This window comes from Streptomyces echinatus (assembly GCF_014203595.1).
GTDB lineage: Bacteria > Actinomycetota > Actinomycetes > Streptomycetales > Streptomycetaceae > Streptomyces > Streptomyces echinatus.
This window is the reverse complement of record NZ_JACHJK010000023.1, coordinates 28367-45866: the sequence shown is the minus strand read 5'-3', so window position 1 is coordinate 45866 and position 17500 is coordinate 28367. Positions and strand designations below refer to the sequence as shown.

The window sequence follows — 17500 nt, the reverse complement described above, 5'->3', positions numbered from 1 at the left end:
GAGAGGCCCGACGGGCGGCGGTCAGCGGCCGCGCCGGCGCCGAACTACGCGAGGAGCGGGTGGTGCCCCTCCAGGAGCCGCTGACCGTCACGATGGCCCGCCTGCGCGCCGGTCACGCGACGCAGGCAGGGACCGGGCTCAGGTGGTCCCGCACTGCCAGGAGCCGAAGCCCCCCATCTCGCCGCCTGTCGACGTACCCGCGGAGACGCAGATCTTCCTGCCCTCGGGGAAGTTGAAGCCGTTCTCGAACTTCGTGGTTCCCTTGCCGCTGTTGTTGGTGATCAGGTGGTCGTAGTCCCACTCGTCCGGCTTCATCGGAGCCACGTCGACCTTCAGCTCCGCGGACCAGCCCTCGGCGCAGGTGTCCTTGATGTACAACTTGTCGCCGTCGGCCACGAACCAGCCCTCTGCGTTGAAGCTGCATCCGTGGTGGCCCATGCCGCGCGCGTGCGGCGTGTTCACGCCGGCGGAGGCCGGTGAGCTCGCAAGTGCCACGCACGCGACCGCGGCCGCACACGCCCCCAAAACCTTGGTCCTGGATATGTTCATGCTGATTTCCCCCTAGAGCAATTCCCGGTATGGCGCGCGGATGTACCGCACGCCGCGAGTCTTGCTGATGGTCAGCGCGAAAGCGTTAGCTCTCAGTCCACACTTGACTTAGCTGAGCGTCGATCGTGGAGGCCTGTGCAGTCTCCGTGCAGATCGCCAGATCCTCGCCGGGTGTCGGAATTGGTGTGTCGAGAGCTGACCGGGGCGTGGTCGGGCGGCTCGACGGTCGGACCGCCGGGCGGCTCCTTTTGCAGGTCCCCGTTTTCGACGCTCCGGCGGCATGCTGATGGGCCCGGCAGGAGGTGGAGTCGACGTCACGTCCCATGCGTTCCGGGCGTTCCACTCGGCCTCAGCCGGGAGCGCGGCGACGAGCCGTGGCCACGTGTCGTCGCGCTGCCGGCGTCGGAACAGTCGTGGAACCGGACCCATGGGCCGGTCGCGGCGCCGACCCGCGCGATCATTGCTGCACAGCCCCTGGTCGCGCGCAAGGGTTGCTCCTGCCTCGTCTATCGTCCTTGCTGACCGCGAACGAAGTGACGAGCCTGGGGGAATGAGGCGTGCTGAATGAGACGGTCATCCGGTGTGACGATGTGCCGGCGGCGGATCGGCTGGCGTACTGGGCGGAGTGTGTGGGGCGGACGCACGCACCGGTGCGGATGAACAGCGAGTCGCCCGCCGACTTCCAGGCCGAACAGCGTGTGCTGGACTTAGGGGCTGTTTCGCTGTTGCCCCAGTTCTTCCAACAGGTTGTCATCCAGCGCACCCCGAAACTGATTCGGCAGTCCGACCCGGAGCTGTATCACGTCTCGCTGGTGATGAAGGGGACCGGCACGGCCACGTGGGAAGACCACCAGGCCGCATACCGACCCACAGACCTGCACTTCAACGATTCGTCCGTGCCGTGGGAGATCCGCACCGGCAAGGATCCCGTCACCGCGGTGGGGCTTGAGGTTCCCAAGTCGATGCTGGCGCTCCCGCGTGAGATGTCAGGGCGCACGCTGCCACGACGAATTCCCGCCGGCTCAGGAATCGGCACGCTGCTGTCGCAGTTCCTCATCCAAGTGACCAAGGACGCCGCCGGCTACCAGCCCAGCGACGGAGCGCGGCTGGGCAGAGTCGCCGCCGAATTGGTCGCCGCACTCTTCGCACACGCCATCGAGAATGAGAACCTGCTGCCGCCTGACACACGGCGGCGCACCCTCGTGCTCCGCATCAAGCACCACATCCAGCAACATTTGCAAGACCCACAGCTCAGCCCGGCCACTATCGCGGCCGCACACCACATCTCGGTCAGCTACCTGCATCGTCTCTTCGAGGGTGAGGATGCCACCGTCGCTGTCTGGATTCGCAGGCGTCGGCTGGAAGCCGCCCGCCGTGAGCTGACCGACCCAGCGCTGCGCACCGTTCCCATCCACCGCATCGCCGCGCGATCGGGTTTCCCTCGCGCGGCCGATTTCAGCAGAGCCTTCCGCGGGACCTATGGCCTCACCCCGCGGGATTACCGGAACCTGCCTACTGAACCTCCGCATGAGTGATGCCGGGAGGTTGTGCTGAGCACGGGCTCACGCGCCGGGTAGGGCAATCTGTGTGAGGTGTGCGCAGTGTGGGGCCTGACCGACCCGGAGAGAGCGGTCCGAGAACGGGTGCGGTTGGACGCGGTGGACCGTTTGGAGGCCGGTGAGGCGACCCACGTGGTCGCTGCGGTGTTGCGGGGGGTCAGGTCCAGGCCCGGTAGGGCTCGTCCACCAGCTGGAAGACCGGCTCGCCGCGCACCGGGTCCTGGGTGGTGGACAGCCGGACGCGGTCGCCGCTGTGGATGCCGATCGGCGGGCCCATGACCCGGCCCCGCACGACGAACCCCTCGGCCATCTCTATCAGCGACACATTGCGCGCCGCCGGTGTGTTGCGGTGCACCACCGTGGAGTGGCGGACCGTGCCGGCGCCCTCGCTGCGCTCGGTGCGCAGCTCACTGCCCTGGCACACCGGACACAGCAGCCGGTGGTACGTCGCGGTGCCGCACCAGGTGCAGCGCTGGAAGTGGATGGCGTCCTTGTCCGCGGCGGAGGGTTCGAGAACACCCGTCGCGGATCCGGCCGCCGGGTGCGAGGTGCTTGCTGAGTGGTGGTACACGCTGGTCAACTCCCTGCGCTCGGCCGGAATCCCGCGTGCCCGGGGCGGACCGGGCACGCGTGTGCAGGGTTGTCGTGCCACCCTGCACGCCGACAGAGTATGGCACTGAGTGTCACTCGTAAAGGCACTCCGTACCCCTATTTGCCGCCGGTGGCCCGCTCAGGGGGTCAGCCGCGGCCGAGTGCCGTCTCCAGTTCCTGCACCACCCGCCACAGCGGGGCGTCCCGGCGGGCGACCAGCACCAGCACGTCGTCGGCCTCCCGCGGGTCCGCGCCGGCCGCGCCGGTCCGGGCGCGCGCCGCCGGGGCGTCCGCCGGGCGGGCGTACGTCCTCTGCACGTACCCGAGGGCGTGGTCCACGGCCGCGCCCGCGTCCCCCTCGCCCTCGGACCGCAGCCAGGAGCGCAGCGCGTTGTTGTGGGCGGCGACGACCGCGGCCGCGATCACGTCGGCGCGCAGCGTCCCGTCGGGCCGCCCCGCGAACCGGCCGCGCAGATACTCGGCGAGCGCGCGCTCGTAGCGCCACACCACCGACAGTTCGTAGGCGCGCAGCCCCGGCACCTGCCGGGTGAGGCGGTAGCGCTGCACCGAGAAGGTCGTGTTCTCGGCGTACATGCGCAGTACCAGCCGGGCCGCGTCGCACACCCGGCGCACCGGCTCGTGCTCGGCGCCGCTCGCCGCGAGGAAGGCGGTCATGTCGGCCAGGCAGCCCTCGTGGTCGGGGAAGACCACGTCCTCCTTGGAGGGGAAGTAGCGGAAGAAGGAGCGGCGGCCGACCCCGGCCAGGGCCACGATGTCGTCCACGGTGGTCTGCTCGTACCCGCGTTCCAGGAAGAGCCGGAAGGCCGCCGCCACCAGGGCGTCCCGTATCGGCGGCTTCGCGGCCGGCGCCGCGCTGCTGGAGCTCATGGACGGGAACGTAGCACCCGGATCGAATTCGTGACACTCAGTGCAGCAGGAGGGGTCTCGTGGGGGAACTGAGTGCTGCCGGGACTCGCCGCCGGTACCCGCCCCGACGGCCGGCCGGACCCGCGGGCGTCCTCGCGCCGCCGGCCGGACCCGCCGGTGTCCCCGCGCCGCCGTCGCCCGCCCGCGCGCCGGTGGCGGGGCGGACGCCCACCGGGGGTGGCCGAAAGGGGGCCGTGCCCCGCGGCGTAACCTTTCTCCGCCGCCGACGACGACAACGCCGGTCCGCACCCTCTCCGGTACCACCCGCGCCGCCCCCGAGGAGCCCCCATGCCCGCCGCCCGCCCCCGGCTGCTCTACGTCACCGACCTGGCGTACCAGGCCCGCGGGCGCCGCTACTGCGACGAGGACGTCCACCTCACCTCACGGCTGCGCGAGCGCTTCGACCTGGCCCTGTGCCATCCGCTGGACGCCGCGGCCCTGATGGACGGCTTCGACGCGGTCGTCGTCCGCAACAGCGGGCCCGTCCTCGGCTACCAGCACGCGTACGACGCCTTCCGCGCGCGGGCGCTGGCCACCGGTGCCCGCGTGTACAACCCGCTCACCGGCAAGGCGGACATGGCCGGAAAGCAGTACCTCCTCGACCTGACCGCCGCCGGCTTTCCCGTGATCCCGACCGTCGACCGTGCCGAGGACCTGCCGCTGCTGCCGCCCGCCGAGCGGTACGTGGTCAAGCCGAAGCTCGGCGCCGACTCCCTGGGCCTGCGGATCGTCCCCGCCGGGCGGCTCGGGGCACTCGCCGGCGACGTCCTGGTCCAGCCCTGCGTCGACTTCGCCTACGAGGTGTCCTTCTACTTCGTCGACGACGACTTCCAGTACGCCCTGTACGCCCCCGACCCCGCGCGCCGCTGGGAGCTGCGGCCCTACCCGGCCACCGCCGCCGACCTGGAGTTCGCCCGCCGCTTCATCGACTGGAACGACCTCGGGTACGGCATCCAGCGCGTCGACGCCTGCCGCGCCCCCGACGGCGGCCTGCTGCTGGTCGAACTGGAGGACCTCAACCCCTATCTGTCCCTGGACGCGCTGCCCGAGGAGGCCGTGGACGCCTTCGTCGCCGCGTTCACGGCGTCCCTGAGCAGGTTCGCGCAGGAGACGCTCAGCACGGCCTGACCGCGGTCCGCCGGCCGGCCCCGCCGGGGCGGTGCTGTGACCGATGTACGGGGCCGGGCGAGCGCGGGACACGACGGCCGTCGGGAGCCGTCCTGCCGGCGGCCACCGGCACGTGCCCGCTCCAACGCCAGGCGCTCCGCGTCGAGTTGAGGAAAGGGGGCGGCTGAACGGGGGCGGGGCGGGTCTCGTATCTCAGCGCGCGGGGGCGTGGAGGCCCCCGCCCGCGGGACGGAAGGAGAATCCGGTGCCGACACCGCCCGACTCCGAGGAGCCGCCGGACGGACGGGTCCTGGAACCCGTTCGGGTGGTGCGGCATCGCAGCTTCGACGCCCTGGCCGAGCTGATGCGCGAGTTCCGGCCGGACCCGGTGACCTACGAGCCCCGCGGTACGCCGGCCGGCCCGCGCCCGGCGCCGCCGCGCCCCACCGACGCGGACACCCAAGAACTCCCACCCGTCCCCCCGCCCGGGCCCGCGACCCCCGGCCCCGCGACCCCCGGCTCCGTGACTCCGGGCCTCGTGACTCCGGGCCGTGCGGACTCTCGCCTCGCAGCTCCTCACCCGGCGGACGCCCGCGCCGCGGACCCCGGTCGCGCAGGTACCCCCGCCGCGCACGATCGCCGCGCCCGGCAGCGCTCAGCCGACCTCTCCGCCGCGGGCGTCCGCGGCCTCGGCCCCGGACGCCGGGCCGTCGTGGCCGTGGCCGTGCCGGCGGCGGCTCTGGTCGGCTTCGGCTGTGCCCTGCTGCTTCCCGGCCGCCAGCAGGCCGCCGCGACCGCCCCGCCCACCGCGTCGGAGGCGCCCACCCGCTCGGCGCCGCCCGCCTCCGGGCCGGCCGCGCCACCCCCCGCCGCATCGGCCGACCCCACCGGCGCCGCCGACCCCGACGGCCTCGGCACACTCCGCCAGGGCGACACCGGCCCCGAGGTCACCGAACTGCAACAACGCCTGTTGCGCATCCCGGACGTCTACCGCGACGGCTCCGCCGACGGGACCTACGACGCCACGCTCACCGAGGCCGTGGCCCGCTTCCAGCTCTGGTACGGCATCAGCGGCGACGAGACGGGTGTCTACGGCGACGACACGCGCCGCGCGCTGGAGTCCCGCACCGGCTCCCGCGATGATTCATGAACGGCACACCGGGCACACCGGAGGCAGGGCCGACCCCCACCCGGCCGATGACCGGCCGGGTACGGAGCGGGGCCGGGCGGCGTGGACGGGAGCGGACTGCATGGCGGACGAGAACGGCACGCGCAACGCCGACGGCACACCGGCCACGGCCGAGCGGCCCAACGCCCATCCCGCCCGCGCGGCGGATCCGAGCGGCGGCGGGGCGGCGGATGCGAGCGGCGGCGGGGAGCCTGTTCCGGGCGGCGGGAACGCGGTCCCGGGCGCTGATGGGCAGGCGACGCCCGGCGCCGGCGGGAAGTCGGGGGCAGGCGGTGGCGACGTGGTTCCGAGTGAGGGTGGGGAGGCGACGTCCGGCGGGGGCGGGGCGGCGGGGGCGGGTGGTGGTCAGGGGGCGGAGCCGGACGGCTTCTTCGGGCGGCTGGACCCGGACATGTGCGTGGTCACCGCCGTGGCGGGGGGCGAGCGCGCCGGCTGTCTGGTCGGCTTCGCCTCGCAGGTCTCGATCCGGCCGCCCCGGTTCGCCGTGTGGCTGTCCAAGGCCAACCACACCTACCGGGTCGCCCGGGCCGCGCGGTGCCTCACCGTCCATCTGCTCACCCGCGACCAGCGGGACCTGGCCCGGCTCTTCGGCGGCGAGACGGGCGACGAGATCGACAAGTTCGCGGGGCTGGACTGGCGGGAGGGACACGCCGGCGCCATCGTCCTGGACGGCGCGGCGGCCTGGTTCGTCGGCACCGTCGTGCACCGCGTCGACGGCGGCGATCACGTCGGGCATGTCCTCGAACCGGTGCAGTGGGGCGAGGGGCCGGACGGACCGCTGCTCCGGCTCTCCGACGCCGTCACCATCGAAGCCGGCCACCCCGTGGACTGAGCACGACGGCTACGGCGCCCCGTCCTCCGCGTCCCGCGCCTCCTCGGCCGGCATCCGGATGTCGAGCACGCACACGTCGTCGCGCCGCTCGTCCGCCAGCAGCGTCGCGAGCAGGGCGTCCAGGGAGCCGGACTCGCCGCAGCCGTGCGTGCGCACGGCCTCGGCCAGCCGGGCGAAGCCCGCGTCGAGGCCCTCGCCGGGGCGCTCGACCAGGCCGTCGGTGTAGAGCAGCAGCCGGTCACCGGGTTCCAGCCGCAGCTCCAGCGACTCGTAGACGGGGGCGCTCGTCGCGCCGAGCAGCATGCCCAGGGGACGGGTGAGGAAGCGCACCTCGCCCCGGCGCACCAGCAGCGGCGGCGGGTGCCCTGCCTGTGCCCAGGCCAGGACACGCCGGTCGGGGTTGTAGCGGGCCAGGAACATGGTGGCGGTGGTCTGGCTGTCGCGGGAGTGCAGCAACAGCTGGTTGAGCCGGGCCAGCGCGCCGGTCAGCGAGGAACCGGTGCTCACCATGCCCTTGGCGGTGAACCGGAGCTGGGCCATGGTGGCCACGGCGTCGATGCCGTGGCCCGCGACGTCGCCCACCACGAACAGCGCGTCGCAGTCGGGCAGTTCGACCGCGCTGAACCAGTCGCCACCGACGTGGATGCCGGTCTGGGAGGGCAGGTACGCCACCTCGACGCGCAGCCCGGCCAGCTGCCGGGGTTTGTCGGGCAGCGGCAGCAGGGCGTGCTGCAGCCGGGCCGCCAGGGCCCGCTCGGCCTGGAGGATGCCCCGCTGCAGCAGCATCGCGCGTTCGCTCTCCACCAGCGCGAGTTCCGCGCTCCGCTGCGCGGTGAGGTCCTGGACGAAGCCGTGCACCTCGACCGGGGTGCCGTCGGGTGCCATGACCGCCTCCGCGACCATGCGCAGGTGCCGGACGCCCTCGGACGTCTCCGTCCGGAACGGCACGTCGAAGGGGCGGCCGTGGGCGACGAGCCCGGCGATGGCGTGGGCGAGCGGCCCCTTGTCGTCCGGCAGGACCAGTTCGGGGAGCTGTTCGAGCCGGGCCGGCCGATGTCCGGGACGCAGACCGAGCACGGCGTACGTCTGCGTGGCCCAGGAGATCTCCTGGGTGATCAGGTTCCAGTTCGCCCAGCCGAGGTTGCCGAGCCGCTGCACGTCGGCCAGGCGCTGCTCCTGGCGTTCCGTCGGGTCGTGCCGCAGCCAGCTCACCACCAGGCCGTCGCCCAGCCGGGCCGCCCGCACCGTGTAGGTGGCGGTCACGGGCACCTCGCCGACCACGTCCTGGTAGGCGAACGGTTCGCCCTCGAACGGCTCTCCGGTGTCGAGGGCCTGCAGATAGCCCTGCCACAGCGGTTCGCCGGCGACCGACGGGTAGCTCTCCAGGATGTGCCTGCCGACCATGTCCCGGCCGGTCCTGCCGAACACGTCGACCGCCTCCGGGGTGGCGGCCTCGATGCGGTAGTCCTCCACCTCGCCGGCGGCGGAGCGCAGCGGGGTGAGCAGGATCACCGCGCCCGGCAGCGCGTCGAACACGGCCTGCACGGTCCCGGAGACGCCCCCGGCGGTGCCGTCCTGCCGGCCGTCGAAAGCCCGCAGCCGGCCCGCGCACAGCCGGGCCACGGCCCGCAGCAGCTCCCGCTCGCGCGGTGCGAACGGTCCGTCGCGCCGGCGCAGCACCCCGAGGGCGACACGCGCGGTGTCCCCGGTCGGCACGGGCAGCCAGGCCCGGCTGAGCCAGCGCTCCGTCGGCGCCCCGATGAGCAGGTAGCGCGCGCCGTCCAGGGCGGCGTTCTCCAGCCAGCGCGGCTCCCCCGACCGCAGGACGTCGAGCGCGGGCATACCGGTCACCGGAGGCACGTGGCGCCACTGGGCGGCGAGCGTGGGGTCGATGCCCGCGTACCCGATGAGTGAGAGTCCGCCCTCGGGCTGCCGCTCGTAGAGCATCACCGCGTCGGCGTCCACCTCGGGCCCCAGGTGGTCCAGCAGGCAGCCGGCCAGCTCGTGCGGTGAGCCGACCCGGACCAGGTCGCGGCCGATGTGTCCCAGCACGTCCGCCAGGTCCAGGGTGCCGGCGGGCGCGCCGGCCCAGGAGCCGACGGAGGGTGCCGTCGCGGGCGGTGCGGGTGCGGGGCGTTCCTTGGGCGGGAGGGCCCCCAGGGTGAGCCAGCACTGTTCGAGGAGGGTGCGGTGGCCGTCCTTGGCGCGCTGGAGCAGCTCCTCGTGGGCACTGTCGGGCGGACACCCGGTGACGGCCATCAGCACGCCCTTGGCGCGCTCCAGCACCGCCGAGGTCGCGGCCAGGTCCCTCAGCCGTTCCATCTCGGCACGCTGCCGGGCCACGACCTTGGCCAGCGCCGCCAGCTCCGCGCTGGTATGGCTGTCCATCGGAGGCAGAGGCTCGCTCGTCACGCGTTGAGCATTGCACACCTGGGCCCGTTCGATCACTCGTCTGCCGGGTCCGGATTCGTACGACCTGCATACGCGCTCCGCGAGCGTGAAGAGGGGGCGCGGGCAAGGGGGCGGCGGGCGCCGGGGCGGGACCCGGGTGACGGCGCGGGCGGTGGCGGAGCGGTCCGGGACGACGGGGGACACGGGGCGCCGGGGACGGGCCCTGAGGGGGGCGGGCGGCCCGTGCCGTGAGGGGTCAGCGGCCCGTGCCGCGGCCGGCCAGGGCCTCGCTGACGGCGCGGACGCTGCGCGCGATGTGCTGCAGCTGCAGCACCTCGGCCGCGTACAGCTTGATCGTGTGTTCGATCACCGATTCGGGCAGGCCGAGGACCGGCAGTTCGGCCCGCGCGGTCTGCAGGGCGGTCCGCGCGACCCGGATCTCCTGCTGCACCTGGATCTGCGCGTGCCGGGCGAGCAGGACCGGATGCCGGATGAGCGCCGGATAGCTGGCGTAGCGCGCGGGGATCAGCTCGCGCAGCCACTTGGCCGCCGAGCGCTCCCAGTCGTAGCTGCCCGGCGTCTTGACCTGACAGGGCCAGTCGGGGCTGATACGCGTGCTGGTCAGGGTCATGATCATCGCTTCCGGTGTGCGGCGTCGTGAGGGTGGTCGACGGGTGGGGGCGGCCCCGGCCTAGGGGATGGCCGGGGCCGCCACGGGCGCGTCGCGCAGACAACGCGCCCCGGGACACTCCGGACGCCGACGTGGGTAGGGGACGGCGGCAGGGAGTGTCCGTTCTGGAGCCCCGGGGGCGGGGAACCGGCGCTGCGTGCGGTGGAGCGTGCGCATGGGCGGTCCGTCGGCTTTCTCGGGGCGGTGTGCGTGCGGTGAGTCCGGCGAGCAGTATTTATATATGCCGTCCGGTTTGCAAGACGTATGAAAACATTCATGCGTGATTTGAGGTGAATGGTCCCCGTCCAGGTGGTTCGGGACCGCAAGATCTTCACGAATGCCGGGGCGCGGGCGGAAGGATCGACCGCCGGCACCGCCCCCGGCGGAGGTCCTGCTCGGCTCAGGCCGGGGTGGTCAGTCCTTGAGGAAGAACTGGTGCTGCTCGGAGAGCTGCTCGTACTTCTCCAGGCGGGCCTGGGTGCGCTCCGGATCGGCGTCGGTCATGGCCTGCAGCAGGGCCGCGGCCAGCACCCCGGGCGCGGCATAGGAGTCGAACACCAGCCGCGACCCGGTGCCGGTGGCGAAGGTGACGTCGGCCTCGTCGGCCAGCGGACCCAGCGCCAGATCGGTCACCAGGGCGACCTTCAGCCCCGCGCCGCGTGCCACCCGGACGGCGTTCAGCGTCTCCTGGGAGTGCCGGGGCATGGCGAAGGCCAGCACCCAGCTGCCGCCGGCCTCGCGGGCCTGCAGGAGCGCATCGTAGGCCACGCTGCCGCCGAGGGTCACCAGCCGCACGTCCGGGTGGATACGGCGGGCGGCGTAGCCGAAGTACTCGGCCAGCGACACCGAGATGCGCAGGCCCAGGACGGTCAGCGGGGTGGAACGGGACAGCTCGCGGCCGACGCGGATGACCCGGTCGGGGTCGGCGAAGTCGCGCCGCAGGTTCTCCAGGTTCTGGATCTCACCGTCGATGGCCGCCTGCAGCTCGTTGGCCCGGTCCTCCTCGCCGGGCCCGCCGGCGAGGCTGCTCAGCGCGATGGACTGGAGTTTCTCGCGCAGCGCCGGGTAACCGCTGAAGCCCACGGCGGCGGCGAAGCGGGTGACGGAGGGCTGGCTGACCCCGACCCGGTCGGCCAGCTCGGTGATCGACAGGAACGCCGCCTCGGTGATGTGCTCGATCAGGTACTGGGCGATGCGCCGCTGCCCCGGCGACAGACGGGGGCCGTCGAAGAGTTCCCTGAGCCGCGAGGTCGGGGCGGCCTCGGTCGCGGGCACCGTCTTGCCCGACGTGATCGCTGATGCCTGCGCGCGTGCCTGCTGCGGCGAGGGCACGGGTCGGCCTCCTTTGTCTGCCACGAGCACTCAACATAGCTCACCGACTGCCGTGACCAGGGGGTTGAGGCGAGCGGCTCACCGCCGGTACAGGCTGATGGAATGGCCCACTTCGCCGACCGGCCGGCTGCTCGTGATCAGCTCGGCCAGCCTCCCGCGCGCCTTCGCGACGGCCGAGTCCGACACCACCAGCAGCCCGTGCACCCGGTCCGGCGGCACCGTGCGCGGATCGGCGGCGTGGATGCCGTAGTACGACGGCACCCCGCTGCCCTTGTACACCAGCCACACCCGCTCACCGGGATACCGCTCACGCAGCCGGTCGGCGAGCCGGCCCAGGTCCTGCCCCCAGTCCACGTTCGAGTCGTGCAGCAGCCGGTGGGTGTGCGCGGGGCCGCCGAACGCCTCGTTGGCGTACGGCAGGTAGTACGGGAACGTGCGCAGCGAACTCACCGCGGCGAACACCACCAGCGCGCCGGTCAGGAGCCCGTTCCACCGCCACCGGAGCGCGAGCGGGCACGCGGCCGCCACCGCGAGGAACACCGGCACGAACAGCGCGTACCGGGTGCCGAAGTCCCGCGAGCCGGTCATCGCCGCCGCCAGCAGCACCGCGGGCGGCACCAGCAGATACGGCGCCACGGGCCGGGTGCGTCGCCGCGCCACGAGGACCACGGCACCGGCCGCCCCCGCCGCCAGCAGCGCGAGAGGCGTCTTCACGAGCAGCGCGGCCGGCAGGTAGTACCAGTGCGAGCCGGTGTACAGGTGCCCGAACAGATAACCCTGCCAGGGCTGGTCCTCCAGGCCGAACTGCACCAGCATCCCGGCCCGGTACGCCGGCGGCAGCGGCAGCAGTTCCACCAGCCGCCCGCGCAGCCCCGGCACGGCCGGCACCGGCTCGGCGGGCGAGAACCGCAGCCGGGGGTCGACGGCCAGATACGCGGCCCACACGACGGCCAGGGCCACGACCGCCACGACGGCCGCGCCGCCCACCGCCGCGGGTACCCGCCCTGCCGCCGCCGGCACCCACCGTGCCGCCGCCCGCCCACGCCCGAGCGCCGCCGGTACCCGCCCGAGCGCCGCCGGTACCCGCCCCGGCCGCTCGGCCGGCGGGGCGGCGGGAGCGGGCCACCGGCGGATCCGGCCGGAGCGTCCCGCGGCCGTGACCGACACCGCCGCCAGCCCCATGACCACCGGCACCGCGGGCAGGGTGCTCATCTTGGTCGCCACGGCCGCGCCCAGCGCCGCACCGGCGAGCGCCAGACACGGCACAGGCCGGAGCCGGGCCCGCCACACCAGCCAGACCGACGTCAGCACGAACCCGGTCGCCGGCAGGTCCAGCGTGGCCAGCGACCCGTGCGCGATCACATCGGGCGAGAAGGCGTACAGGGCGAGCGCGGCCGACCCGCCCGCCGGACCCGTCAGGTCCCGGGCGAACGCGAACACCACGAGCCCGCACAGCAGGGTCAGCGCGATCACCGGCAGCCGTGCCCACAGCATCAGCCGCCGGGGGTCGTTGCCCGACTCGTACAGCAGATGCCGGCCCACCTCCCCCTGCGTGCCGGTGTACGACGGGTCGTAGTGCGGGTCGGCGGCCGCCACTCCGGCCGCGATCAGCAGCTTTCCGAGCGGGGGATGCTCGGGGTTGTAGCGCACCCGGTGCTCGTGCAGATAGTCGGTGGCCGTCGCGACGTACACCGGCTCGTCGATGGTGGGGGTCTGCTGGACGGCCGTGGTGACCATCGCCACGGCCATCTGTCCCAGCAGCAGGACGGCCAGCAGCGGCGGCAGCCGGTGCCGGTGCCGGCGCAGCCGGGCGTACCGGTCCGGGCGGACCTGTCGCGGTGGTCCCTCGGCGGGAGCCTCGGGTGGTGTGAGGACCGGGTGCTGTTCGCGCGCCATCATCCGCCCCGCGGTGCCACCCGCCGCGCGGCGGAGGGGGAGCTGGGGGGCCGGATCATGACCCTACTGTCGCACCGCTCACGCCATCGCCGGCGTTCACCACCGCACGAGTCGTACCGACAGACCTTCTGCCGTGCACACGGGTACGGTCCGCAACCGGCCGTGGTTCAGAGTCCACGGACCCGAACGCGCCCGGGCCCGGCCGTTCGGTCCGGCCACCCCATGCCGCCCCCGTCCCGATGACCGGCACACCGCGGGTGACGCGCCCCGCATGCGACGGGACCCGGCGGGCGAACGCGGCACACCGAGCGCCACGCCCGCCGCACGGCATTCCCGCCGAACCACCCGTCCCCGAGCCGAGTTCGCGCTCTCCGGTGCCCCACTGCTTCCGCCCGCCCGCCCGGCCCCGCGGCTTCCGCAACGACGCCGGGCCGTGCCGGTTTCGTACCGACGGCAGGGCGTGCGGCTTCCGCCGACGTCCGCTCCCGTGGCGTTCGCGCCGACGGCCGCCCCTCCGGCCTCCGCGCCGGCCGCCGGCGCCCGGTCGTCAGGCCTCCGGCAGGGGCGCGGTGGGGAGCGCCGCGGCCGGTACCACCAGATCCGCCCGCCCCCGGGTCGTCGCGACCAGGTCGGCGTTGCGCTGGTCCGTGCCCAGCACCCAGGCCACGGCCGCCGCGTGGTCCTTGCCGAACTCCTCGTGCCGGGCGACCAGCCGGCGGATCCGCTCCTCCTCGTCGGTCTCGCAGAACCACACCTCGTCCAGACACGGCCGTACCCGCGCCCACGGCCCCTCCGCGAGCAGCAGATAGTTCCCCTCGGTCACCACCAGCCGGGCCTCCGGCGGCACGGGGATCACACCCGCGAGCGGCTGCTCCAGCACCCGCTCGAACCCCGGCGCGTACACCACCTCGCCGGTCTCGGCGCGCAGCCGCCGCAGCAGCGCCGCGTACCCGGCCGCGTCGAACGTGTCAGGCGCGCCCTTGCGGTCCCGGCGCCCCAGCCGGTCCAGTTCGGCGTCGGCGAGATGGAAGCCGTCCATGGGCACATGCGCGGCCCAGGGCGGGCCGTCGCCGTTCAGGGCGCCGACCAGGCGCTCGGCCAGCGTCGTCTTGCCCGCGCCGGGGCTGCCCGCGATGCCGAGCAGGGCGCGCCGGCCGCCTCGGGGCAGGGCCCGGGCGCGCAGGAGGAGGTCGTCGAAAGTCAGCGGCACACAGCAGAGTGTGTCACCGGCCGCCCGCCGGACGTGTGGCGTGCGCCACCCGCTGAGGCCCGCTGCGCGGGGAACAGTTGGGGTATGACTCAGCTCGGTCTGCCCGACACCGTCCAGGCATGTCTGTTCGATCTCGACGGAGTCGTCACCAAGACGGCCGTCGTGCACGCGGCGGCCTGGAAGGAGACGTTCGACGCGTTCCTGCACGACTACCAGGGCGCGCGAGGACGGCCGTTCGACGCCGTCGCCGACTACGACGAGTACGTCGACGGGCGCCCCCGCGCCGACGGCGTCCGGTCCTTCCTCGACTCGCGCGGCATCCACCTCCCCGAGGGCGGCCCCGACGACCCGCCGGACGCCCGCACCGTGCACGGCCTCGGCAACCGCAAGAACGAACTGCTGCTCGCGAAGATCCGCACCGGCGGAGTGGAGGCGTACGAGGGCACGCTGAGGTACCTGGAGGCGGTCCGCGCCGGGGGACTGCGCACCGCGATCGTCTCCTCCAGCGCCAACTGCCGGGACGTGCTGCGCTCCGTCGGCGCCGAGCACCTCTTCGACGTACGCGTCGACGGCGTGGTGGCCGTGGAGCGGAACCTGCCGGGCAAGCCGCACCCCGACACCTTCCTCGCCGCCGCCCGTGACCTGGGCGTCGAGGCGTCGCGCGCGGCCGTCTTCGAGGACGCCCTGGCCGGCATGGACGCGGGCCGCGCGGGCGGCTTCGGGTACGTCGTCGGCGTGGACCGGGTGGGCCAGACCGACGCGCTGTACGCGCACGGCGCCGACATCGTCGTCGGGGACCTCGCCGAACTGGGAGGCAAGCAGTGATCACCGACCGGTCCTACGCCGTCGAACCCTGGACCGTCCGCGAGACCGCCCTCGACCTCGACGTGCTCGCCCAGAGCGAGTCGGTGTTCGCCCTGTCCAACGGGCACGTCGGCTGGCGCGGCAACCTGGACGAGGGCGAACCGCACGGGCTGCCCGGCAGCTACCTCAACGGCGTCCACGAGGTGCACCCGCTGCCGTACGCGGAGGCCGGCTACGGCTATCCGGAGTCCGGGCAGACCGTCATCAACGTCACCAACGGCAAGGTCCTGCGGCTGCTGGTGGACGACGAGCCGTTCGACCTGCGCTACGGCCGGCTCGTCGCCCACGAACGCGTCCTCGACCTGCGCCGCGGGGTGCTGGAGCGGACCTGCGAGTGGACCTCACCGGCCGGTTCGACGGTTCGGGTGCGCTCGACCCGGCTGGTGTCGATGACCCAGCGGGCGGTGGCCGCGGTGGCCTACGAGGTCGAGGCCGTCGGCAGCCGCAGCCGGGTGGTGATCCAGTCGGAGCTGGTCGCCAACGAGAGCCTGCCGGAACCGGGCGGCGACCCGCGCGCGGCGAAGGCGCTGAAGTCGCCGCTGGAGCAGGAGGACGGCTTCGCCGCCGGCGAGCGGCTGCGGCTGGTGCACCGCACCCGGCGCAGCGGCCTGCGGGTCGCCGTGGCCGCCGATCACGTGGTCACCGGCCCCGAGCGCACCACCAGCCGCAGCGAGAGCGGCATCGACGTCGCCCGGCTGACCGTCACCTCCGTGCTGGAGCCCGGACAGACCCTGCGCGTGGAGAAGCTGGTCGCCCACGGCTGGTCCGCCACCCGGTCGCTGCCCGCGATGGCCGACCAGGTCGACGCCGCGCTCGCGGCCGCCGCACACGACGGCTGGCAGGGGCTGCTGGCCGACCAGCGCTCCTGCCTGGACGACTTCTGGGCCCGCGCCGACGTCGAGGTGGAGGGTGACGAGGAGATCCAGCAGGCCGTCCGGTTCGCGCTGTTCCACGTGCTGCAGGCGGGCAGCCGCGCCGAGCGGCGCGCGATCCCGGCGAAGGGGCTGACGGGCTCCGGCTACGACGGGCACGCCTTCTGGGACACCGAGATGTTCGTGCTGCCCGTGCTCACCCACACCGCGCCGAGGGCCGTCGCCGAGGCGCTGCGCTGGCGGTACGGCACCCTGGACGAGGCCCGCGAACGCGCCGCCCAACTGGGCCTCGCCGGCGCCGCGTTCCCCTGGCGGACCATCGCGGGACCGGAGGGCTCGGCCTACTGGCCGGCCGGCACCGCCGCCTTCCACGTGAACGCCGGCGTGGCCGACGCCGTCGTCCGGTACGTCGAGGCCACCGGCGACACCGACTTCGAGCGGGAGACCGGCGTGGAACTGCTGGTGGAGACGGCCCGGCTGTGGCGGTCGCTGGGGCACCACGACAGCCACGGGGTCTTCCACCTCGACGGGGTCACCGGCCCCGACGAGTACAGCGCGGTCGCCGACGACAACACGTACACCAACCTGATGGCCGGTCAGAACCTGCGTGCCGCCGCGGATGCCGTGGAACGCCATCCGCGCGAGGCGCGGCGGCTCGGGGTGGACGAGGAGGAGAGTGCCGCCTGGCGGGACGCCGCCGACGCCATGCACATCCCCTACAACGAGGAGCTCGGCGTCCACGAACAGCATGCCGGGTTCACCCGCTACCAGCGCTGGGACTTCGCCGGCACCCGCGCGGACCAGTACCCGCTGCTGCTGCACTTCCCCTACTTCGACCTGTACCGCAAGCAGGTCGTCAAACAGGCCGACCTGGTGCTGGCCATGTACACGTGCGGCGACCACTTCGAGCGGGAGTACGACGAGGAGCAGATCGCCCGGAACTTCGCCTACTACGAGCCGCTGACCGTCCGCGACTCCTCCCTGTCCGCCTGCTGCCAGGCCGTCATGGCCGCCAGGACCGGTCATCTGGACCTCGCCTACGCCTACACGGCCGAGGCCGCGCTGATGGACCTCCAGGACCTGGAGCACAACACCCGGGACGGACTGCACATCGCCTCGCTCGCCGGCACCTGGATGGCGCTGGTCGCGGGCTTCGGCGGCATGCGCCGCGAGGGCGACCTGCTGCGGTTCGCGCCCCGGCTGCCCGAGCGGCTGCGCCGGCTCGCCTTCCACGTCCAGTTCCGCGGGCGCCGGCTGCGCGTGGACATCGGCGCGGACAAGGTGACGTACGCGCTCCTGGACGGTGAGCCGCTGACGCTCCGCCACCACGGCGAGCCGGTCACGGTCGGCACCGAGGAACCCGCGGTCCGGGCCGTACCGCCGGCGGCCCGCCGGCCCACCCCCGAACAGCCCCTCCACCGCACCCCCAACGGCGACTGACCCGGGCCGGCGACGGCGCCGGACGGCCACGTCCGCCGTCCTGTCAAGGGGGTGGGGTACACCCGGGATGC

General features: G+C 73.7%; 14 protein-coding genes. 6 read left to right on the top strand and 8 right to left on the bottom strand.

The annotated features are described in order from the left end of the window. Positions 1-138: 138 nt before the first annotated feature. On the bottom strand, positions 139-462 hold the full coding sequence (locus tag FHS34_RS38305; protein WP_184974359.1) for a hypothetical protein: 324 nt from the start codon (positions 460-462) through the stop codon (positions 139-141). 644 nt (positions 463-1106) lie between these two features. On the opposite strand from FHS34_RS38305, the gene FHS34_RS38300 reads away from it, so the two are divergent. Next, a complete protein-coding gene (locus FHS34_RS38300) occupies positions 1107-2084 on the top strand; it encodes an AraC-like ligand-binding domain-containing protein (protein WP_184974357.1) in 978 nt (325 codons plus the stop codon). Positions 2085-2265: 181 nt separating this feature from the next. Here the strand turns inward: FHS34_RS38300 and FHS34_RS38295 are convergent, their stop codons facing one another. Both FHS34_RS38295 and FHS34_RS38290 read right to left on the bottom strand, forming a co-directional pair. Then, the gene (locus FHS34_RS38295) at positions 2266-2679 is read right to left on the bottom strand and encodes a Zn-ribbon domain-containing OB-fold protein (RefSeq protein WP_184974410.1); all 414 of its coding nucleotides are present in this window, start codon (positions 2677-2679) and stop codon (positions 2266-2268) included. A gap of 167 nt (positions 2680-2846) precedes the next feature. Beyond that, positions 2847-3587: a TetR family transcriptional regulator gene (locus tag FHS34_RS38290; protein WP_184974355.1), complete on the bottom strand. Its 741-nt coding sequence runs from the start codon at positions 3585-3587 to the stop codon at positions 2847-2849. A gap of 327 nt (positions 3588-3914) precedes the next feature. Between FHS34_RS38290 and FHS34_RS38285 the strand changes: the two genes are divergently transcribed. The 3 genes from FHS34_RS38285 (at position 3915) to FHS34_RS38275 (ending at position 6754) form a co-directional block, all read left to right on the top strand. Next, the gene (locus tag FHS34_RS38285; protein ID WP_184974353.1) at positions 3915-4754 is read left to right on the top strand and encodes an ATP-grasp domain-containing protein; all 840 of its coding nucleotides are present in this window, start codon (positions 3915-3917) and stop codon (positions 4752-4754) included. Between the two features lie 244 nt (positions 4755-4998). Continuing rightward, entirely contained in the window at positions 4999-5883 is an 885-nt protein-coding gene (locus FHS34_RS38280; protein WP_184974351.1) for a peptidoglycan-binding domain-containing protein, read from the top strand. A 430-nt stretch (positions 5884-6313) separates the two neighbouring features. Continuing rightward, a complete protein-coding gene (locus FHS34_RS38275) occupies positions 6314-6754 on the top strand; it encodes a flavin reductase family protein (protein ID WP_184974408.1) in 441 nt (146 codons plus the stop codon). 9 nt (positions 6755-6763) lie between these two features. Here FHS34_RS38275 and FHS34_RS38270 read toward each other — a convergent pair whose 3' ends face one another. From FHS34_RS38270 to FHS34_RS38250, 5 genes are all read right to left on the bottom strand, one after another. Then, the gene (locus FHS34_RS38270) at positions 6764-9142 is read right to left on the bottom strand and encodes a SpoIIE family protein phosphatase (protein ID WP_184974406.1); all 2379 of its coding nucleotides are present in this window, start codon (positions 9140-9142) and stop codon (positions 6764-6766) included. Positions 9143-9401: 259 nt separating this feature from the next. Next, on the bottom strand, positions 9402-9782 hold the full coding sequence (locus FHS34_RS38265) for a hypothetical protein (protein WP_184974349.1): 381 nt from the start codon (positions 9780-9782) through the stop codon (positions 9402-9404). 447 nt (positions 9783-10229) lie between these two features. Further along, entirely contained in the window at positions 10230-11147 is a 918-nt protein-coding gene (locus FHS34_RS38260) for a MurR/RpiR family transcriptional regulator (RefSeq protein ID WP_184974347.1), read from the bottom strand. Between the two features lie 78 nt (positions 11148-11225). Beyond that, the gene (locus FHS34_RS38255) at positions 11226-13046 is read right to left on the bottom strand and encodes a phospholipid carrier-dependent glycosyltransferase (RefSeq protein WP_184974345.1); all 1821 of its coding nucleotides are present in this window, start codon (positions 13044-13046) and stop codon (positions 11226-11228) included. A gap of 544 nt (positions 13047-13590) precedes the next feature. Continuing rightward, on the bottom strand, positions 13591-14253 hold the full coding sequence (locus FHS34_RS38250) for a nucleoside/nucleotide kinase family protein (protein ID WP_184974343.1): 663 nt from the start codon (positions 14251-14253) through the stop codon (positions 13591-13593). A gap of 84 nt (positions 14254-14337) precedes the next feature. Between FHS34_RS38250 and FHS34_RS38245 the strand changes: the two genes are divergently transcribed. After that, complete coding sequence (locus tag FHS34_RS38245) at positions 14338-15078, top strand: HAD family hydrolase (RefSeq protein WP_184974341.1); 741 nt, start codon at positions 14338-14340, stop codon at positions 15076-15078. Then, positions 15075-17429 carry a glycoside hydrolase family 65 protein gene (locus FHS34_RS38240; protein ID WP_184974339.1) on the top strand — a complete coding sequence of 785 codons (2355 nt, stop codon included), beginning with the start codon at positions 15075-15077 and terminating at the stop codon, positions 17427-17429. The genes FHS34_RS38245 and FHS34_RS38240 overlap by 4 nt, the downstream gene beginning before the upstream one ends. The last annotated feature ends 71 nt before the right edge of the window (positions 17430-17500 follow it).